The sequence below is a fragment of the Bradyrhizobium sp. in8p8 genome (assembly GCF_000426845.1).
GTDB lineage: Bacteria > Pseudomonadota > Alphaproteobacteria > Rhizobiales > Xanthobacteraceae > Bradyrhizobium > Bradyrhizobium japonicum_C.
In genome coordinates this window covers 18891-43180 of the sequence record NZ_AUGD01000024.1, presented here as the reverse complement: position 1 = coordinate 43180, position 24290 = coordinate 18891, and the positions used below count along the sequence as shown (strand labels likewise).

The window sequence follows — 24290 nt, the reverse complement described above, 5'->3', positions numbered from 1 at the left end:
ACGATATCGACCGAATCGCAATTGGTTTGATGCAGTCCGAATCACAAATCCCCATCGCGGCAGTGCAGAAGCGGCGATTCGCCGTGAGCCTCGCGGTGTTCTATTCGGCCTTCTTTGCGGTTCTCGGCACGCATATGCCGTTCTTTCCGGTATGGCTGAAGGCGATCGGCATCGACGCGGCCTGGATCGGACTCATCAACGCGCTGCCGGCGATCACGCGCTTCACCACGCTGCCGCAGGTCACGGCCTTCGCCGAAAAGCGACATGCCATCCGCGCCGGCATCATGGTGTCGGTGCTGGCGACGGCGGTCGGGTTTTCGGTCGTAGGCCTGCAGCAGCAGCCGCTGGCGCTGTTCCTGATCTACGCGCTGACCTGCATGATGTGGACGCCGACGATGCCGCTGACCGATGCCTATGCGTTGCGCGGTGTTGCGCGCTACGGGCTCGACTACGGACCCCTGCGGCTATGGGGCTCGGCGGCGTTCGCGGCGGGATCGCTCGCCTGCGGCTATCTTGTCGACCTCATCGCACCGCGCGACCTGATCTGGGTCATCGTCGCCTGGGCCGTCGTCGCGGTTCTCGCCAGCCTGTTGCTTCAGCCGCTCGACGATCCCGGGCGGCGGGCGCCGGAGAGGCACGCCGGCAAGGCGCTGCTGCGCGATGCCGCCTTCTGGGCCGTGATCGCATCGGCGGCGTTGATCCAGAGCAGCCACATCGCCTTCTACACCTTCTCGGCGATCAACTGGCAGCTTCAGGGTCTCAGCGGACTGACCATCGCGACCCTGTGGACGCTGGGCGTGTTGGCCGAGATCGTCGTGTTCGCGCTGTCGCCGCGCTTCTCGCTGCAGCCGTCCACGCTGATGGCGGTCGGCGGTTTGAGCGCCGTTGTGCGCTGGATCGTCACCGCCAGCGAGCCGCCGCTCGCGCTGCTCGCGATCGCCCAACTCGGCCACGGCTTCAGCTTCGGCATGACCATCCTCGGCACCATGAGTCTCCTGGTGCAGCGTGTACCCTCGCATCAGATCGCACGCGGGCAGGGCTATTACGCCGCGTGCAACGGGCTGCTCGGAGCGGCGACCTCGATCGCGTCAGGCGCGATCTACGCGCACATCGGCGACAGCGTCTATTACGTCATGGCCGCGATGGCCGCAGCCGGGGCGCTTCTGATCTGGTCGGCGCGGCACCGGCTCAAGGCTCAGCCCCACAGCGAGGCATCCGGCGGGTAGACCAGGCTGCCGTCATAACGCAGCCCGTGATCGCGGTCGCGCGCCAGCAGCAGGGGACCGTCGAGATCGACGAAGCGCGCATGCGGCGTCACCAGCATCGCAGGCGCCATCGACAACGAGGTCGCAACCATGCAGCCGATCATGATCTCGAAGCCGAGCGCGCGCGCCGCATCGGCCATGGCCAGCGCCTCGGTGAGGCCGCCGGTCTTGTCGAGCTTGATGTTCACGGCGTCATAGCGCTCGCGCAACGGCGCCAGCGAAGAGCGGTCATGCACGCTCTCGTCGGCGCAGACCGCGAGCGGGCGCTTGATCCGCGCCAGTGCCTCGTCCTTGCCGGATGGCAGCGGCTGCTCCACCAGGGTCACTCCGGCTTCGGCGCAGGCGGCGAGGTTGCGCTCCAGATTGGTCTCGCTCCAGGCCTCGTTGGCATCGACGATCAGCTCCGATTCGGGGGCGGCCTTGCGCACCGCCGCGATTCGCTCAGGATCGCCGTCGCCGCCGAGCTTGATCTTGAGCAGCGGCCGATGCGCCGCTTGGGCGGTCGCGGCGGCCATGGCCTCGGGGGTGCCCAACGAGATCGTGTAGGCGGTGGTGCGCTCGCGGGGCTCCGGGCGGCCGAGCAGGTTCCAGGCTCGCAGGCCGGCCGACTTGGCTTCAAGGTCGATCAGGGCGCAATCCAATGCGTTGCGGGCCGCTCCGGCGGGCATGGCAGCCTGGAGGGCCTCCCGCGTCAGCCCGCCCGCGACCGCCTGCTGCATGGCCTGGATGGCGGCCAGCGTCGCCTCGGGCGTCTCGCCGTAGCGGGGATAGGGCACACACTCGCCGCGGCCCGTCAGGCGGTCCTGGCTCACCTCCGCCACCACCGTCACGGCTTCGGTTTTGGCGCCCCGGCTGATGGTGAAGCTGCCCGCGATCGGGAAGCGCTCGATTCGCACCGCCAGACCATGAAATTTCGTGGAAGTCATTTTGAACTCTGGCGAAATCTGAACCTGCTAGTTACCTGTAGCAACTAACATTAACCACTTGGGGATACCTTCTCTGGGTAAGGGCGCGTGCGCAACCATCTGATTTCCTCCGCCCCGGTACGGGAGCGGACATTTTGAGCAGCGATCCGAAGCTGGAACGGATTGCCAAGGGCAACGCACTGGCACTTTGCGCGACCGGAACCTGGACGGCGAGCTTCGCGCCCGTCCTGGAGCGCATGGTGGCGGACGCCGAGAAGCTCGCAGGCACCCCGCAAAGCATTTTCATCGACGTCTCGGAGGTCGCCAAGCTCGACACCTTCGGCGCCTGGCTGATCGAGCGGCTGCGCCGCAGCCTGACCCAAGGTGCCGTCGAGGCGCAGATTGCCGGCCTCTCGGCCAATTATTCCAGCCTCGTCGACGAAGTGCGGCGCGTCCGGGCGACCCCCGTGGTCGACAGCAGCCCGATCACCATCAGCGGCATGCTGGAGCAGATCGGCCGGACGGTGGCCGGCATCGCCGGGACCGTGGCGGGCCTGGTCGACATGCTCGGCGCGGTGCTCGCGGCGGGCTTTCGCGTCCTGGTCCACCCTCGCTCGTTCCGTCTGACCTCGACCGTGCACCACATGGAGCAGGTTTGCTGGCGCGCGGTGCCGATCATCGTGCTGATCACCTTCCTGATCGGCTGCATCATCGCGCAACAAGGCATTTTCCATTTCCGCCGCTTCGGCGCAGACATCTTCGTCGTCGACATGCTCGGTGTGCTGGTGTTGCGCGAGATCGGCGTGCTCCTCGTCGCCATCATGGTCGCCGGACGCTCGGGCAGCGCCTACACCGCCGAGCTCGGCTCGATGAAGATGCGGGAGGAGATCGATGCACTGCGCACCATGGGCTTCGATCCGATCGAGGTCCTGGTGCTGCCGCGCATGATGGCCCTCGTGCTGGCGCTGCCGATCCTCGCCTTCCTCGGCGCGATGGCCGCGCTCTATGGCGGCGGTCTGGTGGCCTGGCTCTATGGCGGCGTCCAGCCGGAAGCCTTCCTGCTGCGCCTGCGCGATGCCATCTCGATCGACCATTTCATCGTCGGCATCGTCAAGGCGCCGGTCATGGCTGCCGTGATCGGCATCGTCGCCTGCGTCGAAGGGCTCGCCGTGCAGGGCAGCGCGGAATCGCTCGGTCAGCACACGACGGCGTCGGTTGTGAAAGGCATCTTCTTCGTCATCGTCATGGACGGCATCTTCGCCATTTTCTTCGCCTCGATCGGGATGTGACCATGGTCGGGGAAATCCAGGATCCCATCATCCGCGTCCGCGGCATCACCGTGCAGTTCGGCGAAACGCGCGTGCTCGACGGGCTCAATCTCGACGTCAAGCGCGGCGAGATATTGGGCTTCGTCGGCCCCTCCGGTGCGGGCAAGTCGGTGCTGACGCGCACCATCATCGGCCTCGTGCCGAAGGTCGCAGGCTCCATCGAGGTGTTCGGCGTCGACCTCGATTCCTCCAGCACATCGCAGCGCCGCAACGTCGAGCGGCGCTGGGGCGTGCTGTTTCAGCAGGGCGCGCTGTTCTCCTCGCTGACGGTCAGGCAGAACATCCAGTTTCCGATGCGCGAATATTTGCGCGTCTCGCAGCGGCTGATGGACGAGATCACCATGGCCAAGCTCGCCATGGTCGGTCTCAAGCCTGAAGTCGCCGAGCGTTTCCCCTCGGAACTTTCCGGCGGCATGATCAAGCGCGTCGCGCTGGCGCGCGCGCTGTCGCTCGATCCGGATCTCGTCTTCCTGGACGAGCCGACCTCGGGCCTCGATCCGATCGGCGCCGGCGATTTCGACGAGCTGGTCCGGACCCTCCAGCGCACTTTGGGGCTGACGGTTTTCATGGTAACGCACGATCTCGACAGCCTTTACACAGCATGTGATCGCATCGCCGTTTTAGGGAACGGTAAGATCATTGCGGCAGGGTCGATCGCCGACATGCAGGCCTCGCAGCATCCCTGGCTGAGGCAGTATTTCCATGGCAAGCGCGCCCGCGCGGTCATGAGTTGAGTAGCCGGAGCACCTGATGGAAACGCGGGCGAATTACATCTTGATCGGGTCGTTCACGCTGGCGGTGATCGCCGCGGCGATCGGCTTCGTGCTGTGGTTCCAGTCGCTGCACACCACCAAGCAGCGCAGTCCGCTGCGCGTCGTGTTCGAGGGGCCCGCGGCCGGCCTGCGCAACGGCGGAAGCGTCAATTTCAATGGTATCAGGGTCGGCGAGGTGGTCTCGGTGAAGCTGGACAACCCGCGGCGGGTTGTCGCACTCGCCATGATCGAGAACAACGCCCCGATCCGCAAGGACACGCTGGTCGGCCTCGAATTCCAGGGCCTGACAGGCGTCGCCGCGATCTCGCTCAAGGGCGGCGACGAGGCCGCGCCCCCACCGCCGCTCGATCAGGACGGCATCCCGATGCTCACCGCCGATCCCAACAAGCTTCAGGACGTCACCGAGGCGATCCGCGGCACGCTGCAGAACATCAACAAGATCGTCGCCGACAACCAGGAGTCGGTGAAGAACTCGCTGAAGAATCTCGAGACCTTCACCAACTCGCTCGCCCGCAACTCCGAGAAGATCGACGGCGTGATGGCCAAGGTCGACGGCGTGATGCTCAAGGCCGACAACCTCATGCTCGGCCTCAACACGCTGGCCGGCGGCAAGGACGGCGGCGAGCTGTTCCAGGCCGTGAAATCGATCCGCGAACTCGCCGAAGATTTCGACAAGCGCTCGGGCGCGCTGATGGCCGACGGCCGCCGCACCCTCGGCGACATCAGCCGGGCCGTGAACAATTTCGACCGTAACCCGACCCGAGTCCTGTTCGGCGCCAGCAACTCGTCGCAGCCGGCTCCGCCGCCCGAGCCGCCGAAGCCGGTGCCGAGGCGGTAGTGGTTCGGCGAATGGTGAGTAGCGAATAGGTTGCTCTCACGACAATCCCCAAACGAAAACGGAGGCCGAGCGGCCTCCGTTCCACTGGTTGCTCGCGCTCGGTGCTACCCCAGCCGTCCGGCCGCATGCGCAAGCAGCGTGTACACCAGCCCCGTCTCCGAGATCAGGTGAGTGCGCAGCTCCTGCGGACCGCGGCCGTCGCGGGCGACTTCATCGAGCAGCCGCTCGAACTCGACCACGTAGCGGTCGACCGTGCCCTTGAAGTTGCGGTCGGCGCGGTACTTGCGGGCGACCTCGTCGAAGGCCTTCTGGCCGGCGGGCGTGTACAGGCGCTTGGTGAAGGCCTTGTTCTCGCCGCGCTGGTAGCGATCCCACATCTCGGCGGCGAGGTTGCGGTCCATCAGCCGGCCGATGTCGAGCGACAGCGATTCCAGCGGATTGCCGCCACCCTGCGGTGCCTGCGGCTGCGGTGCGGGTGCAGCGCGGCCGCGCGGGGCCTCACGTCCGGCCGGGGCGCCCTGGTGGGCGTCCGTACGGTTGAGCAGGTCCGATAGCCAGCCGTCGCGGCCCTGATCGTTGCTGGCGGGCGCCACCGGCGGCGCTTCGGTGCGGCGGGGCGCCGGCATGCCGAGGTCCGGCGGCGGCAGCGTCGAGGCGCTGCCGGTGTCGCGCGTGCGGGTCTCGGGCGGCCGGCCGCCGACAGCGGCCAGCACCGGCTCCTCCTGGCGATGGACGCCGGCACGGCCAGCGGTGGTGACGTCGAGGCCGCGGCCGTGCTGAGCCACGATGCGGTTGAGCTCGGCGAGCGCCTCGATCTGGTCGACGATCACCTTGCGCATCTGCGCCGTGCTCTCGGCGGCCTCCTGCGGCATCTCGAGCACGCCGCGGCGCAGCTCATTGCGGGTGGCTTCGAGCTCGTTGTGCATCTCGAGGGCCATCTGCTTCATGCTGGCGACCAGATTGGTGAACTTCTCGGTCGACTGCTTGAACATCGCATCCGCCTCGTCCGTGGTCTGGCGGTAGATGTCGTGCATGGTCTCGATGGTCTGCCGGTGCTCCTCCTCGGACGCCGCGCGCACCGCCTCGAACTGGCGGGTGATCGCGGCAGAGCCTGCGCCGGCCGTCTCCGCGACGACGCGGGCGATGTCGCGGGCGCGCTCTTCGGCCGCCGCCAGCGATTCATCGAGCAGGCCGGTGAAGCGCGACAGCCGCTGGTCGAGGTCGGCCGTTCGCAGGTCGATGGTGGTGACGAGCGATTCCAGCGCCTGCTTGCGTTCGGCGAGCGAGGCGGTGGTGTTCTTGTTGCTCTGCTCGACGACCTGGGCGGCCTCGACCAGCGCCTGGCCGTGCTTGTCGAACTGGGTCGACAGCTCGCCGAGATCCTGCAGCGCCTTCGTGGTCTTGCTGTTGAAGACGTTGAGCTGCTCTTCCAGGTTCTGCGTCGCAGCGCCATTGCGCGAGGTGACGTCGTTCATCGCCGAGACGAAGTCGGCGACGCGCGTCACCAGCGCCCGCTCGAGCGAGTTGAGGTTGTCGTGCGCACCGGTCAGCACCTCCTGGAGCAGGATGTTGCCTTCGCGCAGGCGCTCGAACAGGGCCACCGTGTCGGTGCGCAAGATCTTGCTGGTCTCCTGCATCTCCGTGACGGCCGCGATCGAAACCTGGCGCGACTGGTCGATCGCGGACCGCGAGGCCTGCTCGAGGTCCTTGAGCGACTTGCCGACCGCGGTCGTGGCGATCTCGCTCGCCGCATTGATGGTGCGGGCGACTTCCGAGCCGTTGCCCATCATGGTCTGCGAGAAGGCCTGGCCGCGCGTCTCGATCGACTTCAGCGCGTCGGAGGTGACGCGGTCGATGTCGAGCGTGAGCTGGCTGGCCTTCGAGCCGATCGCGTCCACCAGCGCGCCGCGCTTGGCGTCGATCATGTTCGACAGGCGATCGGCCTGCTGCGTCACATAGGTGACGATCTCGTCGGTCTTGCCGGTCATGGCCTGGCCGAAGCTGGAGCTGGCGGCGAGCACCGACCGCTCGACGTCGGCCGAGCTCGACTTGACGCGCGAGCTCGCCTCGTTGGAGGCGGAGATCAGCGCGTTCTGGGCGTTGAGCGCGCTGGTCTGGATGTCGTTGGTCGCGTTGGCGGTGGCCGCGCTCAGCGTGCGCTCGATCTCGGTCGAGATCGAACGGATCTGGCTCGCGGCGTCGGCCGAGGTCGAGGTCAGCGAGATCTGCGCCTCGCGCGCGCTGTTGAGGATGGTCGAGGCGGTGTCGGCGCCGACCGCGGTCAACGTGCGCTCGATGTCCGTCGTCAGCGACTTGATCTGGGTCGCCGCATCGGTCGAGGCGGAGACGAGCGAGGTTTGGGCCTCGCGAACGCCGCTGGTGAGCGCCTCGATGGTGGCGCCGCCGGCGGTTGCCAGCGCGCGCTGCATCTCGGCCGCGAGCGAACGGACCTGGTTGGTCTGTTCGGCCGAGACCGCGAGCAGGGTGCTCTGGGCGTCGCGGGCGCTGCTGGTGATCGTCTCGGCGGTCGACTGACCGACTTGCGAGAGCGAACGATGCACCTCGGCCGCCAGCGACTTGACCTGGCTCGCCGCGTCCGACGACGCCGTGACCAGCGTGCTCTGGGCTTCGCGGGCGCCGCTCATGATGGTCTCGGCCGTCGAGGTGCCCGCCATCGTGAGCGAGCGCTGCACGTCCGAGGACAGCGCCTTGATCTGGTTGGCAGTCTCGGTCGAAGCCGCGATCAAGGCGCTCTGCGCATCGCGGGCCCCTGCGGTGATCGATTCCGCCGTAGCGGTGCCGGCCATCGACAGCGAACGCTGCACGTCGGCGGTGAGCGTCTTCACCTGGTTGGCCGCATCCGACGACGCCGTGACGAGGGTGGTCTGCACCTCGCGGGCGCCGGCCAGGATCGAGGCCGCGGTGGCGGAGCCAGCCGCCGACAGCGTGCGTTCGACGTCGGCCGCGAGTCCCTTGATCTGGCTGGAGGCCTCGCCCGATGCCGCGACCAGCGTCGACTGCGCTTCGCGGGCGCTGGTCAGGATCGAGTTCGCCGCGCCTGTGCCCACCGCAGTCAGCGCCTGCTCGACCTCGGCCGAGGTCATCTTGAGCTGGGCGTTGACGTCGGAGGAGACTGTCAGCAGCGACTGCTGGGCGGTGCGCGCGCCGGTCTGGATCGTCTCGCTGGTGTTGACGACGAGGTTGGTGAGCGAGCGCTCGGCGTCCTCGACATGCGAGCGGATCGCGGTCGAGATCATCTCGGCGCGGGACATCATGTCCTCGCTGGCCTGGCGTCCGCTGCTCTCGATGCGGCCGGCGACGGCCTCGACGCGCGAGCCGAGCAGGTCCTCGAACTGCGCCACGCGCACGTCGATGTCGCTGGCGACCGAGCCGACCTTGGTCTCGATGGCCTGCTGGATCTCCTGGAAGCGCGCGGTGACCGTGTCGGTCAGATGCATGCTGCGGCCGTCGATGATCTCGGTGACGCCGGTGATGCGGCGGTCGACCGCCTCGATCGCCTGCGCGGTGCCGTCGGTGAGGGTCGAGGTGAGGAGGGTCAGACGCGTGTCGATCGACTGTACGGCCTGCGAGGCGCCGTTCGTGACCGCGGTGGTCAGGTAGGTGAGGCGGGAGTCGATCGATTCGAGCGCCTGGGTCGCGCCGCCGGTGAGCGTCGTCGTGAGATGCGTCAGGCGGGTATCGATCGACTGGATGGTCTGCGACGCACCGTCGGTGAGCGAGCTCGTGAGGAGGTTGAGGCGCGCATCGATGGTTTCGATGGCCTGCGATGCGCCGCCGGTGAGCGTCGTCGTCAGGTGGGTCAGGCGGGAGTCGATCGACTGGATCGCCTGTGCGGCACCGTCGGTCAACGATGTCGCCAGAGTGTTGATGCGCCCGTCGATGGTTTCGGTCATGGACTTCGCGCGGGTGTCGAACGAGTGCTCGATCGCGGCGACGCGGCCGACGAGTTGCTCGTCGAAGGTCCTGATGTGGCCTTCGATCGTGCCGTCGAGGCTGGCGATCTTGCCGTTCAGCGAGGCGTCGAGGTTGCTGACGCGTTCGCCGATCGTGGTCTCGAACTGCACGAGGCGCTGGTCGAGCACCGCGGTTATCTCGCCGCCGTTGGAGGTGAAGCGGCTGTCGAAATTGTCGACATAGGTCTTGAGCGTCTCGGCGATGTCCTGCGTGCGCTGGCCCATGCGCTCGACGATCTCGCCGCCGAAGGTCTTCACGGTGCGGTCGAACTCGGAGATGTGGCGCGTGATCAGCGCGCCCAGCGTGCCGGAGTCGCGGGCGAACTTCTCGACCAGCTCGGTGCCCTGGTTCCGCACCAGCTCGTCAAAGGCACTCATCTGCAGCGACAGCGAATCGTGGGCTGTCTCTGTCTGGCTGACGACCTTGGCGACCAGAGCGTTGACGGTGGCGTCGAGCGCTTCGCTGGCCTTGTCGCCGCTCGTCATGATCTGGCCGGCGAGGCGGTTGCCGGCATCGTCGATCTTGGCCGAGATGTCGTTGGAACGCAGCTCGAGCTCCAGCAGCAGCGAGTCCGACGAGTTCTTCAGGGAATCGTGCACCTGCTCGGTGCGCTCGGAGATGCCGTCGACGATAGCGGCGGAACGCTGCTCGAATTCGCCGGTGATGCGGTCGATGCGCTCGTTCAGCATCTCATGGACGCGGTCGGCGAGATCGACGAACTCGTCGTGGACGTGACCGGTTTTGAAGTTGAGGCTGGTGGTCAGCCGCTCGCTCGCATCGAGTACGGCGCGCGTGGTCTCGTTGCTGGCTTCCTCCAGGCGGTCGAGCAGGTCGCCGCCGCGTTCGCCGAGAGCCAGGATCATGTTGTCGCCGGCATTGCTCAGCGCCTGCGTGATGTGGGCACCGCGCTCTTCCAGTGCGCCGGTGATGGACTTGGCGACCTCGTCGACGCGCGAGGCGATCGCGTCCGAGATTAGCGCGATGTCGTGGCGCAGGTCGATCTGGACGCCGGAGATGGCGCTGCGGACCTGCTCGGCCTGGCCGACCAGGTTGTCGCGCTGATGGGCGATGTCCTGAAGCAGGGCGCGAATGCGCACCTCGTTGTCGGAATAGGCGCGTTCGAGCGCGGCGACCTCGTTGGCAACCAGCGTCTCGAGCTCGCCTGCGCGCGCAATCGCGCGCTCGATGCCGTCACCCATCGCGGCGACCTCGCGGCGGATGGCCTGGCCGACGGTGACCATGGAATCGGAGGCCGAGCCTTCCGGCTCGGAGAAGCGGATCGCGACCTGCGCCATCGCCTGCGCGATCATGCGCATTTCCTGTCCGCGCCAGACGAGGCTGGCGAGGAAGTAGAACAGCATGATCGGCGCGAGCACCATCGCAATCAGGCCGGCAATGACGAGGACCCCGCCGCTCTGGCCCATGGCGGTCTGGATCGACGGCAGGAAGCCGATGGTCAGCGCGGCGCAGGCGGCGAGCCAGACGCCGGCGAAGATGGTGGCGAAGGTGTAGACACTGCGGGCAGGACGGCCCTTCTGAAGCGCCTGGAGCAGCTGGCCGATGGTCTCGCGGTCGTCATTCGCGGGGCGGCGCGATGAGAGCGGCTCCTCGACTGCATCGAACACGGTCGACCGCTCGTTGGCGGCCGGTCGCGGCTCGAAGCTCGGTTCATCGAAAACCGGAGGCACGGGCGGTACAGCAGGCGCCGCTTCGTTGCGCATGGTGGCGTTGCGGCTGGTATCGGCAGCCGTGTCACTGATGTTCAGGGCTTCCTGGATCGCAGAAAGCGCAACTTCTGTGGGGTCTTTGACCTTTTTCGGAGTGTTCGCCATGTTCAGTCCGAGCCCTCGTTACTTGTACGCGTCCCCCCGCGAGCCCTGCGCGCCGCGCAAGCCCACAGACCGGATCATGCCGCTTACGCGGATCTCCGAGCCGTCCCCACCCGGACGGCTTGTCCGCCAATTTCCGCAACATCCTATTGGCAGAGCGTTGCGAATGAAATGCCTGCGATTAAGACAATCTTAATCATCGTTAACAGGAGCGCTGCGTAACGCCTTAGCAATAAATGAAATTCTCCACCGAACTCGATTGATTGCGGCAACTTTTCGTCAATAACCGGGCGGATGTGCGTCAAGCAGCCCAAACACTTCATTAACCATTTTCATGCTTGGGTCAGGGGAACCTGACCGCCGGACCGGCGGGTGCGCAACGCCGGGGCCCGCGATGACTCCTGAACTGCAACGGATGGATTGGATGCCGTCGCCCCCGCTTGCACCGATCGAAAGCCCGCTTGACCTCGATCACCTCTCCCGGATGACGCTCGGGGACACCGAGCTGGAACAGGAAGTGCTGGCGATGTTCGCCGAGCAGGCGGTTCGTCTGCTCGCGGCGATGACGTCGGTGCCGGCCGAGACCGGCGCGCTCGCGCACAAGCTGAAGGGTTCGGCGCGAGGGATCGGCGCCTTCGCGGTGGCCGATGCCGCAGCCAGCCTGGAGACCGCGGTCCGCACCGGGCACGGGCGGCCCCATGCCCTCGCCGCCCTGAAAGAGGCGGTGACGGAGGCTCGCGCCGCCATCGAGGCGATCCTGAAGCCGTAAGCCGATACGGTCAGCGCCGGGTTCTAGTCTTTTGTTTTGACGGGGGTTCTTCCCGCAAAGCGGGATTGATTTCGGATCAAAACGCTATGGCGCCGGGCTTATCGACCCGTTATAGGACAGCCGGACCCTCCTTCATTCCCAGTACCGCTGCAGCACGAGCACACATGGCCAAGATTCACTTTGTCGACCACAAGGGCGAAACCCGCACGGTGGAAATCGAGAACGGCGCAACCGTGATGGAAGCCGCGATCCGCAACAGCATTCCCGGCATCGAGGCCGAATGCGGCGGCGCCTGTGCCTGCGCGACCTGCCATGTGTATGTCGACGAAGCCTGGCGCGAGAAGGTCGGCAGCCCCACGCCGATGGAAGAGGACATGCTCGATTTCGGCTTCGACGTGCGTCCGAATTCTCGCCTGTCCTGCCAGATCAAGGTCTCCGACGAACTCGACGGGCTCGTGGTCGCGACGCCGGAACGGCAGGCCTGATCGTCCCTATTTGCGCTAGATGCTCGGCGGCGCGACCTCGATGCCGCGCTTGTGCCACGGTCTGAGCTTCTCGATCACCTCTGCCGTCAGCGGCGTCGGCCGCCGCGTCGCTTCGTCGATCATGACGCCGACCGATGTCGCCGATGCGATGCATTTTCCTTCCGAGAACACGACCTGCTCGAAGGTGACTGATGTCCTTCCGAGCTTCACCACGCCGAGGCCAAGCTCGATCGTGTTGGGCCAATGCAGCTCGGCGCGGAAATGGATGTCGAGGCGCACCATGATCCACGCGAGGCCCGGCGGGGTCAGGCCGTATTCAGGGAGCTTCATCAGCGTGACGCGCCCGGTCTCGAAATAGGTTGCGTAGACCGCGTTGTTGACGTGCTGGTTGGGATCGAGATCGCCGAAGCGGACGTTGTCGCTGAGGCGGTAGGGATAGTCCTCCAGGCGCGGCGTCGTATCGAGGCGGCTTGGTGCGTTCACCGATTGATCTCCGTCATATCGCATCCCGTTACAGCTCAGTTATCCTGCGCCGGCAAGTGGGGGTGGCTGCGGGGCGCTCCCGCTTTTATGCCTTCCCTGATCCACCCCCGTTGGCTAGACAGGCAGGGTCACCTCTGCCCGGCGGGCGCCGTCCAACCGATAACGACAGACAAAGAGACGACATGAGCGACGCGATCAAAACCGATGTGCTGATTATTGGTGCCGGCCCCTGCGGTCTGTTCGCCGCCTTCGAGCTCGGCCTTCTCGACATGAAGGCGCATTTCGTCGACATCCTCGACAAGGTCGGCGGCCAGTGTGCCGAGCTCTATCCGGAAAAGCCGATCTACGACATCCCCGGCATTCCGCAGGTTTCGGGCCAGGGCCTCACCGACGCGCTGATGGAGCAGATCAAGCCGTTTCACCCGACCTTCCATCTCGGCGAGATGGTCGAGACCGTGGAGAAGATCGGCGATCCTGCGTTCCGCTGCACCACCGATGCCGGCAAGGTGTTCGAATGCAAGGTCGTGGTGATCGCGGCCGGCGGCGGCTCCTTCCAGCCCAAGCGTCCGCCGGTGCCGGGCATCGAGGCCTATGAGGGCACGTCGGTGCACTACGCGGTGCGCAAGATGGAGACGTTCCGCGACAAGAACGTGCTGATCGTCGGCGGTGGCGATTCCGCGCTGGACTGGACCCTCAATCTGCATCCGATTGCCAAGCGCATCACGCTGCTGCATCGTCGCGACGAGTTTCGCGCCGCACCCCACAGCGTCGAGCAGATGCGAGCGCTGGTCGCCGGCGGAAAGATGGATCTGCGGCTCGGCCAGGTCACCGCGCTCTCGGGCGCTGACGGCAAGCTCACCGGCGCGACCGTCAAGGGGAACGACAACAGCATCACCGAGATTGCCTGCGATACCATGCTGCCGTTCTTCGGGCTGACCATGAAGCTCGGCCCGGTCGCGAACTGGGGCATTGCGCTGGAGAACAATCTGGTGCCGGTCGAAACATCCGCCTTCGAGACCAACGTGCCAGGCATCTTCGCGATCGGCGACATCAATACCTACCCCGGCAAGATCAAGTTGATCCTGTGCGGCTTCCACGAGGGCGCGCTGATGTCGCAAAAAGCCCATCGCTACGTCTATCCGGAGAAGCGGCTCGTGTTCCAATACACGACGTCGTCCTCCAGCCTCCAAAAGAAGCTTGGTGTCAACTGACGGAACGGACCGGGGCGGCGATGCCCCATGTTTCTGGTGCTGGAACCGTTCGCGAAATCGCCGTAGTCTGCGGCCATTCCAATTGTAGGCTCGGCCAGCTTTTTGGCTCGGCAAAGTCTTGGCTCAGCAAAGTCTTGGCTCTGCGAAGTCTTGGCCCGGCAAGGTGATTGGCTCAGCAAGGTGATGACAATGCGGACACTCGTTTTCAGCTTTCGGCTGCTCTCCTTCCTCGCGCTCGCATTTCCGCTCGCGGCGGTGACACCGTCCGCAGCGCAGACGGCCGAGCCCACCGCGGCGGGCCTGTGGCAGAAGGTCGAAGACGGCAAGACTGTCGGATGGTTCCTCTTCGTCGACCGTAACGGCGTCTTCGAAGGCGTGATCGCGAAGACCTTCCCGCGGCCAACCGACGATCCGAACGAGGTCTGCTCCAAGTGCACCGACGATCGCAAGAATGCGCCAGTGCTGGGCATCTCCTTCGTCCGCAACATGAAGCGTGAAGGATTGAAGTACGAAGGCGGCAACGTGCTCAATCCGCGCGACGGCCAGATCTGGAAGGCCAACATGAAGGTCAGCCCCGACGGCCAGACCCTGACCCTGCGCGGCTATCTCGGCATTTCGCTGCTCGGCAAGGACGAGACCTGGACGCGCCTGCCGGATGCCTACATCGCGCAGGTGGATCCTGCCATCGTCGCAAAATATCTTCCGGCGCAGGCGGCGGCTGCAAAGCAACCGTCCCCCGCGCCCAAGAAGGGCGGCGCGATGATGGCGCCGGCGCCCAAGCAGTAAACGACACCTTTCGCGGTCCCTCATCAGATCCAAACCCTGGGCGATGAGTTTGTATCGTCGAAAACGAACAGGCGCCGCAGGGCAGGGAAGCACGGTGTCGACGGCCGTCCGCGTGTGCAGCTTGACGCCGGCCAGCATGGTGTAGACGTGCGTCGGTCCGAGTGGCGCGGAGGGCCTAACCCGGACCGAGAGGACGAGGCTCAGCGAGCCTTGCTGTCAGAACCTGCGCTCGCAAGCCGCTTCGCGCGCGGCGACAGCACCGCGACCTGCGCTGGAGAGGCAGGCATGCCGGCGACGATCATCGTGGGACTTGCCGACTGCTCCTCCACGCCGGCGCCGCCGAGCACCTGCACCTGGGTCGCCGTGATCGGAAACGAGGTCACTTCGTAAGAGGGAAGCTCGGTCGCGAAGGCGCCGGCCGAGCTCGCAATCATGGCGCCGGCGACGGCAATCATCGAGAGAACACGCATTGGAAATCTCCGTGGACAATGTCAATCGGAGGTTTGGTCGCCTCGATGCCGGAACAGGTTCGCTCGTGCGCGAACATTCCTGTGTCCGTGAGCGAACCTATTTGATTGCGTGATGGGACCGGACGAAACGATGACGAAGTTCTCCGCGTCAATGTTTCCGGACGGTTTCGCGAAGACTCAGGTCACCGGCGCCGGATTGAACAGCGTGAGATCGTTGTGGATGCCCCAGCGATCCGACCACGGCTTGGTGCGGCCGGAGGCGACATCGAGGATCAGGCGGAACAGGTCCCAGCCGCATTCCTCGATGGTCTTCTCGCCGGTGGCAATGCTGCCGGCGTCAAAGTCGATCAGGTCCTTCCAGCGGCGGGCGAGCTCACTGCGGGTTGCCACCTTGATCACGGGCGCGGCCGCAAGCCCATAAGGCGTGCCGCGGCCCGTGGTGAACACCTGCAGCGTCATGCCGGAGGCGAGTTGGAGCGTGCCGCAGATGAAGTCGGAGGCAGGCGTTGCCGCAAACAGCATGCCCTTCTGCGTTGCCTTCTCGCCGGGCGAGAGCACGCCGGCGATCGCGGATGATCCGGACTTCACGATCGAGCCCAATGACTTTTCGACGATGTTGGCGAGGCCGCCCTTCTTGTTGCCGGGCGTGGTGTTGGCGCTGCGGTCGGCGCCGCCACGGGCCAGGTAGGAATCGTACCAGGCCATCTCGCGCACCAGTGCGCGGCCGACGTCCTCGTTGATGGCGCGCCGCGTGAGCAGTTGGATGGCGTCTCGCACCTCAGTCACTTCCGAGAACATCACGGTGGCACCGGCTCGCACCAGGAGATCCGCGGCGAAGCCGACGGCGGGGTTTGCAGTCACGCCGGAAAACGCGTCGCTGCCGCCACATTGCAGCCCGATGACGAGATCGGAAGCGGGGCAGGTCTCGCGCTTGCGGGCGTTGAGCACCTTCAGCCGCGCCTCGGCCTGGGTCATGATCGCTTCGACGATCGCGCCAAAGCCGTCGAAGGCCTCGTCCTGCATGCGCACGATGGCATCGCTGACACCTTCGGGCACCAGCCGTTCGGGGGCGAGCTTCTCGCAGCCGAGACCGACGACCAGAATCTCGCCGCCGAAATTCGGATTCAGCGCGAGGTTCTGCAAAGTGCGGATCGGCACCACAGCGTCAGGCGCAGCGATGGCGACGCCGCAGCCATAGGCGTGCGTCAGCGGCACGACGTCGTCGACGCCAGGGTATTTCGGCAGCAGCTCGGCGCGGATGCGTTTGACCGCATATTCCATCGTGCCCTTGACGCATTGCACCGAGGAGGAGATGCCGAGGATGTTCTTGGTGCCGACCGAGCCGTCCGGATTGCGATAACCCTCGAAGGTGAAGCCTTCCAACGGCGGCAGCGGCGCAGGGACGGCGGTCGAGATTTCGAGCTTGTCGAGGGCAGGGGCCTCCGGCATGCGGATGCGCGCTTCATCGACCCATTCGCCGGCCAGGATCGGCGACAGCGCGTAACCGATGATTTCGCCATAGCGGACGATCGGCGCGCCTTCCGCAATATCGACCAAAGCAGCCTTGTGCCCCTGCGGCACGAAGGCGCGCAGCGTCAGCCCGCACGCAAAGCGCGAGCCGGCGGGAAGCCCGAAATCGTTGACCACGATCGCGACATTGTCGCGCTCGTTCAGCCTGATGTAGCGGGGCTGCTCTTTCGCTGCGACGTCCTGGTCCATCTGCGCTTGTCTCAAGAACGGAAGAAGCCGTGTTTTCGTTTACCTCTCCCCGGAGGGGATCGGTCGCGCCGGAGGCGCGGGTGAGGGGCAGCGGCTTGCAGGAGAGGGCGTAACCCGATCGATGTGCGATCCGACCTCTCCCAGAGGGAGAGGTCGGCACCTCCGCCGCTGCGTGAAGATCGCTCGTCAGCCCGGAAACGTATAAGCCGTCTTCACCGTGGTATAGAACTCGCGGGCGTAGGAGCCCTGCTCGCGGGCGCCGTAGCTCGAACCCTTCCGGCCGCCGAACGGCACGTGATAATCGACGCCGGCGGTCGGCAGGTTGACCATCACCATGCCTGACTCGCTGTTGCGCTTGTAGTGCGAGGCGTATTTCAGGCTGGTGGTGCAGATGCCGGAGGCGAGGCCGAACTCGGTGTCGTTGGAGATCGCGAGCGCCTCCTCGTAGTTCTTGGCACGGATGACGGCCGCGACCGGGCCAAAGATCTCCTCGCGCGCGATGCGCATGTTGTTGTTGGCCTCGGTGAACAGGGCCGGCTGGAGGTAGTGGCCGGGGTTGTCGCGCTTGAGCAGCTCGCCGCCGAAGGCGAGCCTGGCGCCCTCGTCCTGGCCGATCTTGATGTAGCGGAGGTCCTGGTCGAGCTGGTTCTGGTCCACCACGGGGCCGATATGCACGCCGGCCTTGAGCGCGTCGTCGACCGACAGGCTGTTGAGGCGCTCGGCGACCGCCGCGACGAAGCGGTCGTGGATGCCTTCGGTGACGATGAGGCGCGAGGAGGCGGTGCAGCGCTGGCCGGTGGAGAAATAGGCGCCGTTGACGGCGACCTCGACGGCGGTCTTGAGGTCGGCGTCGTCGAGCACGACCAGCGGATTCTTGCCGCCCATCTCGAGCTGAAATTTCTTCATGGGGTTCGAGAGCACGCAGGCCTGCGCGATCTTGCGCCCGGTTTGCACCGAGCCGGTGAAGGAGATCGCGGCGACGTCCGGATGCTCGAGCAAGGTCTGGCCGACCACCGAGCCGGAGCCGACGACGAGGTTGAACACGCCGGCTGGAATGCCGGAGCGGGTGATGATCTCGGACAAAGCATGTGCCGAGCCGGGCACCAGCTCGGCCGGCTTGAACACGACGGTGTTGCCGTAGCAGAGCGCCGGCGCGATCTTCCAGGCGGGGATCGCGATCGGGAAATTCCAGGGTGTGATCATGCCGACGACGCCAACCGGCTCGCGGGTGAGCTCAACGTCGATGCCGGGACGAACCGAGGCGCCCTTCTCGCCGATCAGCCGCAGCGCCTCGCCGGCGAAGAACGCAAAGATCTGGCCGGCGCGACCGACCTCGCCGATACCTTCCGGCAAGGTCTTGCCTTCCTCTCGGGCGAGGAGCCGGCCGAGCTCTTCCTTGCGCGAGAGGATCTCGATTGAGATCTTGTTCAGCGCGTCATAGCGCTCCTGCGGCGTGGAACGCGACCAGGCGGGAAAGGCGGCCTTGGCGGCGGCTATCGCCTTCTCGGTCTGCGCCTTGTCCGCCTTGGCATATTCCCCGACGAGATCGTTGGTGTTGGAGGGATTGATGTTCCTGGTGATGCCGGAACCGTCGACCCATTCGCCGCCGATGAAGTTCTTCAGGATCGCTGTCATCTTCTTTCCTCCTTGTTCAAGGGGCATGATCGTATCGGAAAACCGGTGTCCGCGCTCCGGGATCGCGCCTGAAGTTTTCTAACGCACGAGGCCCGGACGTTTGATCGGGTCCTGTATGGCCATAGCCCCATCCCGGACGCGAAGTCCATGCTTCTTGTGGAATTCGTGCGCGGCCTCGATGGCTGCGCGTCGACATTGATGCCGAGCCGTGATTCAGGGGCGCCTATCGGCCGGATGAAGTTCTTCCGCCGTCATGGACAGGGGAGCGCTCGATGCACGTCCAGGCCAAAGCCCCATGTCAGCCGAGGCGAGTGGAGCATCGAGATCACCCCCGATGCAAAGACGGCGACTGGTGAGCCGCCGTTGAGTTGCCTGGCCGAGCTAGCGCCGGAGCCTTCAGGAGGAATGTTGGAGCGTCATGATTTTCTCAATCGAGTCCTAGGGGCGGGCGCCGCGAACTGTCCAGGTTCAAGGAAGCATCGATCGATGTCGCTCTTGGATTGATCGCACCGACGGTATGGCGCGAGCCCGCGCTCGACCCTATTGCTGCGTGCCCGGCAGCAGCTGCGGCAGGAATCCGCGCGTCACGCTTGGCGGCACCGCGTCCAGCCCGAGCACCGCGCTCGCGGCCGGCAGCGCGGCATCCGCCATTGCAGCATGTCCTTCGGCGCTCGGATGCACGGCGCCGCCATAGACGGCGGAGAGCACGCCCCAGGTCGCGTCGTGAATGTCGGTCGGCTGGCTCGCTGCCGGCAAGCCCTGCGGATAGGTCATTGCGGCAAAATAACTGTCGTTCGCATCGCGGATCCAGCGCGCGCGCGGCAGGTAGGCGCGGTATTCCGAGGCGCCGCGCCCGCAAAGCATCGGCTGGCTCGCCGCGCTCACGATATCGGGATTGAAGCTCTGGCCGTTCTCGGCAAAGCAGGTCCGGTCGAATTCGGGATCATTGCCCGAATGGGCGCAGAAGCCGTGATCGGCGAACGCGGCCTGGTGCGCATCGACGAAGGTCATGCGGTCGGCTTCGGGATCGCGGCAGAGCGCGCCCCGGCTGCAGGTGGCGAGCCCCTTCAGCTGCGGCAGGAATTCCGTATCGACGAAGGTCGAGACACGGGCGAGCCGCTGCGGATCGGCATTGAACGATGGATGAATGTCGAAGCCGGCACGGCCGCCGCGGCAGGGCACGCCGCCGTCGGCGAGCGCAGGATTGGCGTAGGAGACATAGACCACGCGCGAGAGGTCGCCGCCGACGAGCGGCTTGAGCGCCTCGCGCAGCCTGGCGAATTTCTGCGGCAGTTCGCGCACCAGCGCATCGCGGGAATCATCGACGGTCGCCATCACGCCGGAGCGGCGGAACAGCGCGCGCTCCGTCGCGGTATCGACGATGACGTCGGCGACGAGGCCGGAGAAGTAGACGTCGTTGGCGCCGACCGACAGCAGCACGAGATCGAGCGTGCGGTCGGGCTGGCGTTTCTTTGCCGCGGCGAGCGCTTCGCGCAGCTCGGCGACCTGGGCGTTCACGCTGGTGTTGCACACGCCGGTCTTGCCGGGCGCGCATTCGCGGGCGCGCTGCGAGCCCAGCAGCCCATCGCTGATGCTGGCGCCGGTGCAGGCGAGTGGCAGGAAGGTCACCGCGATGTGCGTATAGCGCAGGGCGAGCGCCAGCGCGGTGCGCGCCTGGTAGCTGTAGAGCGAGCGGTGGCAAGGCGCGTTGAACCAGAGCGCGCTGTAGCGTTGCCAGTTGGCCAGCGTATCCGGCGCCTCGCAGGCGCGGCCGCCCTTGAAGCCCTGGCGGCTCGGCCGGTAATACTGCGCGCCGGCGGTGCCGAGATAGGAGCGGAAGCAGAAGCCTTCGTCCGCCAGCGCCAGTGGCCGGTCTGGGTTGCCTTCTCCGGAGGCGATGCTGTCCCCGAGGCCGGCGATGAAGATGTCGCGGACCTGAATCTCGGTCTGGATGCGCTGGGTCGGATCGGAGCCCGAGGAGACGTCGACCGTCGCGACGGTCTGCTTGCCGTAGCGGACGCGCAGATTGATCGGCTCGGCGCAGTCGAAGGTCGATTGTTGCGGCCCGTCGCCGTCGTCGAACGACCATGCACAGGTGGCGCCGACCGGCACCGCACCCGTGAGGCGCACGGTGACCGGATGATCGATCGGTGTGATGTAGTTCTCTTTGACGTTGTCGCGGGTGCAAGGCTGGTTGACCCGGCCCTGGAGGTCGATGCAGAGGCGGTTGACCGCGTTGCGGGCCCAGCCGCGGCCTTCGCTCTGCAGCTCCAGCGATTGCTCGGCGGCGAGAATGCTGCGGTCACGCGCGTTCTCGACGTGGAGCAGGAAGTCGCGCTCCTCGCGGAACAGCCGGAAGCGGTTGCGCACCTCCCAATTGATCTGCATGGCACCGGCGTCCTGCGCGGCGGCGCGACCGGGCGGCAAACACGTCAGAATTCCAGAAAGCAGCAGGGCGCCTGCGGAGAAAGTGCGAAGGGATACAGGGATCATGGCCCGGGTCTTCAACGGCAAAGTTGAGGCGGAAATAAGAGAGGATTGCTCCGCCGCCTGCAACCTTTGTCTGACGGGCCCAGGAAAAGGGGCCTATCGCTTGCCGGCCCGCCGCAGCGTCCGCTCGCGCTCCATCGCGGCCACCTGCTTGGGCAGATTGGCCTGGGCGCAGGCCTCCGCCAGGCGCCGCCGCTCCTGCCAGGGGGCGACCACGTTCATCCAGAGCTCGCGCGTGCCCATGATCGAGATGGCGAGGCCGAACGGGACGACGAAATAGAGGATGCGGAACACCAGGAGCGTCGCCAGAAGCTCCTCTCGACCGAATTGGGGCAGCGCCACCAGCATGGCCGCATCGAACACGCCGATCGAGCCGGGCGCATGGCTGGCAAAGCCGATCAGGGTCGCCAGAATGAACACGACCGCAAGCGACATGAAGTCGATCGGCGGATTGGCCGGCATCAACAGGTACATGGCCATGGCGCAGAAGCCGAGATCGACCACGCCGATCAGGATCTGCACCAATGTCAGCGATGCCGACGGCAGCACCACCTTCCAGCCCTTCTGGCCGAGTTCGCGGCGCTTCTCGCCCATGCACAGCCAGACCAGATAGGCGCCGATCGAGGCGAGGCCACCGAGCGCGATCAGGCGGTTGATCGAGGCGGGGAGCTGATCCATCGAGGAGGCGGCATCCGGATGGATGGCCATGCCGATCGAGAGCACGAAGATGTTACCGAGCCAGAAGGTCAGGCCCGACAGAAAGCAGATTTTCGCGACGTCGATCGCGTTCAGCCCGTAGTCCGAATAGATCCGGAAACGGATCGCGCCGCCGGTGAATACCGTGGCGCCGATGTTGTGGCCGATCGAATAGGACGTGAAGCTGGAGAGCGCCGCGATGCGATAGGGCACATGCTTCTTGCCGATCGTTCGCAAGGCGAAATAGTCGTAGAAGGTCAGCGTGCAGAATGCGAAGAAGACGCAGATCGCCGCCAGCCCGATATTGCCGCGGGGAATCTCGGTCAACGCCGTCAGGATGACCGCGGTATCGATGCCCTTGAGGGTTCGCACCAGCGTGGTGATCGCGAAGGCGATGATCAGGATGCTCGCGGCAATGCCGAGCCGTCGCCAGCCAATCCATCTCTTGAAGCCGCGTTGCAGCGCGGTCAGCAGTCCGTGCATTCATCCTCCCGGCGGGGGCAAAGACCGACCGGACCAGGTATTGGCCAATCGGGTTCGATCACGGCCAAAGGCAGGCATCGATCGCTAGGCATGATCCAGCTCATTTAAGGCAAAAACAGCGGCTTGTGCAGCCCTTGACAGCAACAGGTTCTGCGTTCGAGCGGCCACTTTTGTCATATGCGGTTCATATCCGACCCGCGTTAAGCATATGAGTCGCGAAACATTCGCTGCCCTCGCGCATCCGGTGTGCCGACACGATTTCAAATCCTCGCGCCGTCCGCCTTGTTCCAGCGCAAGCGCTGCCGGCGTTTTTTGGAACGTCGATGCTCCGTACTCGTTGGGCTCGATCAGCAATCGAACATGGCGAAATAAGCGGCTTTCTCCTGCAAGCCCGCGCCGTCGTGTTCCCGAAACCCGAGAGGATCGGAACGATGGGACTGTTCACAAAAGACATCAAGACCATGAACGACCTGTTCGTGCATCAGCTCCAGGACATCTATTACGCCGAGCAGCAGCTCACCAAGGCGCTGCCAAAGATGGCAAGCAAGGCCACCGATCCGCAGCTGAAACAGGGCTTTTTGACGCACCTTGAAGAAACCAGGCAGCACGTCGCGCGCCTCGAGGAAGTGTTCAAGATGCACGGCGTCGCGGCGAAGGCGGTCGACTGCCCGGCCATTGACGGCATCATCGAGGAAGCGGACGAGACCGCCGGCGAAGTTGCGGACAAGGCGGTGCTCGATGCAGCGCTGATCAATGCAGCTCAGGCCGCCGAACACTACGAGATCGTCCGCTACGGCAGCCTGATCGCCTGGGCCAAGCAGCTCGGCCGCAGCGACTGCGCAGCAGTGCTTGCCAAGACGCTCGAGGAGGAAAAGGCGACCGACAAGAAGCTGACGACTCTCGCCGAGAGCAAGGTCAATTTGCGCGCGGCGAGCTAGCTACCAAGGTATGTCGCCGACCGACGCCGCGCGCACGCGCGGCGTCTTCTTTTGATGCGCGTCACTCGGCTGGGATCAGCGTGGCCGCATGGGTCGGCGCAGCCCGTCAGCGCGTCGCAACGCGAAGTGCGCGCCGCAGAAAGCCATCACGGCGCCGAGGCACAGCGCAGCAAGCCCGGCGAGCACCCCTGAGACGGTCGGGATCGGGCTCGGCGCCGAAGCGGCCTGGCCGGCGCCCGCGAGCAGCAGCACGCCGACGGCGATCAGGAATTGCCGCATCCGTTGCGGGATCTGTCCGGAGACCGCGCTCTGCATCAATGACGCCGTGAAATAGCCGCCGGAAATGCCGACCGTGGCGATCAGCCACCAGGCGATCGCCGCGCCTGCGGGTATGAACTCTCGTGTGTCGCCGCGCCAGAGGCCGCCGAGATCGAGCCCATAGCGTGCGCCCAGCATGTGGACCGCGAGCGCGAGCAACACTCCGGAGATCATTGCGGCACCGAGAATCAGGCGGCGCGGGAAAAAGGTCGTCTCAGCCATGCCTCGCTTGTAGGATGGGCGAGGGCGACCGCGCAAGGCGATCGCGGACGGGACTGATGCCAGATGCTGGGTTCTGAGGCCGCGCCGGCCACGAGCTACGCCTACAAGGCGTCGCTGATCGGCTCGGCGCACCGCTTCGAACTGACTGAGGAGGGACTGTCCTGGCACATCGCCGGGCGCCAGGGCTTGTGGCGCTACGACGAGATCTCTGCGATTCGGCTGTCGTTCCGCCCGGTCTCAATGCAGCAGCACCGTTTTCGCGCCGATGTCACCCACGCCAGCGGCCGCCGCATCGCGATCCTGTCGACGAGTTGGCAGACTGCGGCGCTGATGTCGACGCAGGACAGCGGATTTCGCGCATTCATCGTCGAATTGCATGCGCGGATGGCGAAAGCGGGCAGCCGCGCGGTTCTGACCGCCGGCCTTGGCCGCATCACCCATGCGGCGGTGCTGGCATGCCTCGCGGTGCTGACTGTTGCGATGGCGGGCCTGTTGATCCGCGCCCTCGTGATCGGCGAGTTCGCCGGCGCGCTGTTCATTCTCGGCTTTGCCGCGCTGTTCGCCTGGCAGGTCGGCGGCTTCGTCCGGCGCAACCAGCCGCGCTCCTATACCCTGGCGAGGTTGCCGCAGGCGCTGCTGCCGTAGATATGCAATCGGCCGCAATCAAACGTG

The 24290-nt window shown here is 65.7% G+C and carries 19 protein-coding genes; 10 read left to right on the top strand and 9 right to left on the bottom strand.

Going from position 1 to position 24290, the window contains the following annotated elements; all coding sequences use genetic code 11:
* Positions 1-29: 29 nt before the first annotated feature.
* Complete coding sequence (locus K408_RS0133485) at positions 30-1226, top strand: MFS transporter (RefSeq protein WP_024342926.1); 1197 nt, start codon at positions 30-32, stop codon at positions 1224-1226.
* On the opposite strand, the gene dgcA is transcribed toward K408_RS0133485, so the two are convergent.
* On the bottom strand, positions 1196-2191 hold the full coding sequence (gene dgcA, locus K408_RS0133480; protein WP_024342927.1) for an N-acetyl-D-Glu racemase DgcA: 996 nt from the start codon (positions 2189-2191) through the stop codon (positions 1196-1198). The genes K408_RS0133485 and dgcA overlap by 31 nt on opposite strands.
* A gap of 134 nt (positions 2192-2325) precedes the next feature.
* Here dgcA and K408_RS0133475 point away from each other — a divergent pair, with 134 nt between their 5' ends.
* Genes K408_RS0133475 through K408_RS0133465 form a run of 3 tightly spaced genes read left to right on the top strand, consistent with a single transcriptional unit; the run spans position 2326 to position 5109 of the window.
* Positions 2326-3459, top strand: a complete 1134-nt coding sequence (locus K408_RS0133475; protein WP_024342928.1) for an MlaE family ABC transporter permease — start codon at positions 2326-2328, stop codon at positions 3457-3459.
* 2 nt (positions 3460-3461) lie between these two features.
* Entirely contained in the window at positions 3462-4232 is a 771-nt protein-coding gene (locus K408_RS0133470) for an ABC transporter ATP-binding protein (protein WP_024342929.1), read from the top strand.
* A gap of 16 nt (positions 4233-4248) precedes the next feature.
* A complete protein-coding gene (locus tag K408_RS0133465) occupies positions 4249-5109 on the top strand; it encodes an MlaD family protein (RefSeq protein ID WP_024342930.1) in 861 nt (286 codons plus the stop codon).
* 104 nt (positions 5110-5213) lie between these two features.
* Here the strand turns inward: K408_RS0133465 and K408_RS0133460 are convergent, their stop codons facing one another.
* Positions 5214-10916, bottom strand: coding sequence for an apolipoprotein A-IV repeat region-like domain-containing protein (locus K408_RS0133460; protein ID WP_024342931.1), 5703 nt, complete (start codon positions 10914-10916; stop codon positions 5214-5216).
* 391 nt (positions 10917-11307) lie between these two features.
* Between K408_RS0133460 and K408_RS0133455 the strand changes: the two genes are divergently transcribed.
* Both K408_RS0133455 and K408_RS0133450 read left to right on the top strand, forming a co-directional pair.
* A complete protein-coding gene (locus tag K408_RS0133455) occupies positions 11308-11682 on the top strand; it encodes an Hpt domain-containing protein (protein WP_024342932.1) in 375 nt (124 codons plus the stop codon).
* Positions 11683-11846: 164 nt separating this feature from the next.
* Positions 11847-12167 carry a 2Fe-2S iron-sulfur cluster-binding protein gene (locus K408_RS0133450; protein ID WP_008143731.1) on the top strand — a complete coding sequence of 107 codons (321 nt, stop codon included), beginning with the start codon at positions 11847-11849 and terminating at the stop codon, positions 12165-12167.
* A 15-nt stretch (positions 12168-12182) separates the two neighbouring features.
* On the opposite strand, the gene K408_RS0133445 is transcribed toward K408_RS0133450, so the two are convergent.
* Positions 12183-12650, bottom strand: coding sequence for an acyl-CoA thioesterase (locus K408_RS0133445; RefSeq protein ID WP_024342933.1), 468 nt, complete (start codon positions 12648-12650; stop codon positions 12183-12185).
* A 182-nt stretch (positions 12651-12832) separates the two neighbouring features.
* On the opposite strand from K408_RS0133445, the gene K408_RS0133440 reads away from it, so the two are divergent.
* A complete protein-coding gene (locus K408_RS0133440) occupies positions 12833-13861 on the top strand; it encodes an NAD(P)/FAD-dependent oxidoreductase (RefSeq protein WP_024342934.1) in 1029 nt (342 codons plus the stop codon).
* Positions 13862-14050: 189 nt separating this feature from the next.
* Complete coding sequence (locus K408_RS0133435; RefSeq protein ID WP_024342935.1) at positions 14051-14647, top strand: DUF2147 domain-containing protein; 597 nt, start codon at positions 14051-14053, stop codon at positions 14645-14647.
* 200 nt (positions 14648-14847) lie between these two features.
* Here K408_RS0133435 and K408_RS0133430 read toward each other — a convergent pair whose 3' ends face one another.
* The 5 genes from K408_RS0133430 to K408_RS0133410 form a co-directional block, all read right to left on the bottom strand.
* Positions 14848-15117 carry a hypothetical protein gene (locus K408_RS0133430; RefSeq protein WP_024342936.1) on the bottom strand — a complete coding sequence of 90 codons (270 nt, stop codon included), beginning with the start codon at positions 15115-15117 and terminating at the stop codon, positions 14848-14850.
* A 177-nt stretch (positions 15118-15294) separates the two neighbouring features.
* Positions 15295-16836, bottom strand: coding sequence for a galactarate dehydratase (garD, locus tag K408_RS0133425; RefSeq protein WP_024342937.1), 1542 nt, complete (start codon positions 16834-16836; stop codon positions 15295-15297).
* A 186-nt stretch (positions 16837-17022) separates the two neighbouring features.
* Positions 17023-18471 carry an aldehyde dehydrogenase family protein gene (locus K408_RS0133420; protein ID WP_024342938.1) on the bottom strand — a complete coding sequence of 483 codons (1449 nt, stop codon included), beginning with the start codon at positions 18469-18471 and terminating at the stop codon, positions 17023-17025.
* A 540-nt stretch (positions 18472-19011) separates the two neighbouring features.
* Complete coding sequence (locus K408_RS0133415; RefSeq protein WP_024342939.1) at positions 19012-20964, bottom strand: SGNH/GDSL hydrolase family protein; 1953 nt, start codon at positions 20962-20964, stop codon at positions 19012-19014.
* Positions 20965-21057: 93 nt separating this feature from the next.
* Entirely contained in the window at positions 21058-22140 is a 1083-nt protein-coding gene (locus K408_RS0133410) for a lysylphosphatidylglycerol synthase transmembrane domain-containing protein (RefSeq protein ID WP_024342940.1), read from the bottom strand.
* A 431-nt stretch (positions 22141-22571) separates the two neighbouring features.
* On the opposite strand from K408_RS0133410, the gene K408_RS0133405 reads away from it, so the two are divergent.
* Entirely contained in the window at positions 22572-23078 is a 507-nt protein-coding gene (locus tag K408_RS0133405; RefSeq protein WP_024342941.1) for a YciE/YciF ferroxidase family protein, read from the top strand.
* A 75-nt stretch (positions 23079-23153) separates the two neighbouring features.
* On the opposite strand, the gene K408_RS0133400 is transcribed toward K408_RS0133405, so the two are convergent.
* Positions 23154-23618: a hypothetical protein gene (locus tag K408_RS0133400; RefSeq protein WP_024342942.1), complete on the bottom strand. Its 465-nt coding sequence runs from the start codon at positions 23616-23618 to the stop codon at positions 23154-23156.
* Between the two features lie 63 nt (positions 23619-23681).
* On the opposite strand from K408_RS0133400, the gene K408_RS0133395 reads away from it, so the two are divergent.
* On the top strand, positions 23682-24263 hold the full coding sequence (locus K408_RS0133395) for a hypothetical protein (protein WP_024342943.1): 582 nt from the start codon (positions 23682-23684) through the stop codon (positions 24261-24263).
* Positions 24264-24290 lie beyond the last annotated feature (27 nt).

Excerpts from the sequence above, each read along its gene's own strand:
- K408_RS0133485 (WP_024342926.1), top strand. The coding sequence starts at position 30 with ATGCAGTCCGAATCACAAATCCCCATCGCGGCAGTGCAGAAGCGGCGA.
- dgcA (WP_024342927.1), bottom strand. The coding sequence starts at position 2,191 with ATGACTTCCACGAAATTTCATGGTCTGGCGGTGCGAATCGAGCGCTTC.
- K408_RS0133470 (WP_024342929.1), top strand. The coding sequence starts at position 3,462 with ATGGTCGGGGAAATCCAGGATCCCATCATCCGCGTCCGCGGCATCACC.
- K408_RS0133465 (WP_024342930.1), top strand. The coding sequence starts at position 4,249 with ATGGAAACGCGGGCGAATTACATCTTGATCGGGTCGTTCACGCTGGCG.
- K408_RS0133460 (WP_024342931.1), bottom strand. The coding sequence starts at position 10,916 with ATGGCGAACACTCCGAAAAAGGTCAAAGACCCCACAGAAGTTGCGCTT.
- K408_RS0133455 (WP_024342932.1), top strand. The coding sequence starts at position 11,308 with ATGACTCCTGAACTGCAACGGATGGATTGGATGCCGTCGCCCCCGCTT.
- K408_RS0133450 (WP_008143731.1), top strand. The coding sequence starts at position 11,847 with ATGGCCAAGATTCACTTTGTCGACCACAAGGGCGAAACCCGCACGGTG.
- K408_RS0133440 (WP_024342934.1), top strand. The coding sequence starts at position 12,833 with ATGAGCGACGCGATCAAAACCGATGTGCTGATTATTGGTGCCGGCCCC.
- K408_RS0133435 (WP_024342935.1), top strand. The coding sequence starts at position 14,051 with ATGCGGACACTCGTTTTCAGCTTTCGGCTGCTCTCCTTCCTCGCGCTC.
- K408_RS0133430 (WP_024342936.1), bottom strand. The coding sequence starts at position 15,117 with ATGCGTGTTCTCTCGATGATTGCCGTCGCCGGCGCCATGATTGCGAGC.
- garD (WP_024342937.1), bottom strand. The coding sequence starts at position 16,836 with ATGGACCAGGACGTCGCAGCGAAAGAGCAGCCCCGCTACATCAGGCTG.
- K408_RS0133420 (WP_024342938.1), bottom strand. The coding sequence starts at position 18,471 with ATGACAGCGATCCTGAAGAACTTCATCGGCGGCGAATGGGTCGACGGT.
- K408_RS0133415 (WP_024342939.1), bottom strand. The coding sequence starts at position 20,964 with ATGATCCCTGTATCCCTTCGCACTTTCTCCGCAGGCGCCCTGCTGCTT.
- K408_RS0133410 (WP_024342940.1), bottom strand. The coding sequence starts at position 22,140 with ATGCACGGACTGCTGACCGCGCTGCAACGCGGCTTCAAGAGATGGATT.
- K408_RS0133405 (WP_024342941.1), top strand. The coding sequence starts at position 22,572 with ATGGGACTGTTCACAAAAGACATCAAGACCATGAACGACCTGTTCGTG.
- K408_RS0133400 (WP_024342942.1), bottom strand. The coding sequence starts at position 23,618 with ATGGCTGAGACGACCTTTTTCCCGCGCCGCCTGATTCTCGGTGCCGCA.
- K408_RS0133395 (WP_024342943.1), top strand. The coding sequence starts at position 23,682 with ATGCTGGGTTCTGAGGCCGCGCCGGCCACGAGCTACGCCTACAAGGCG.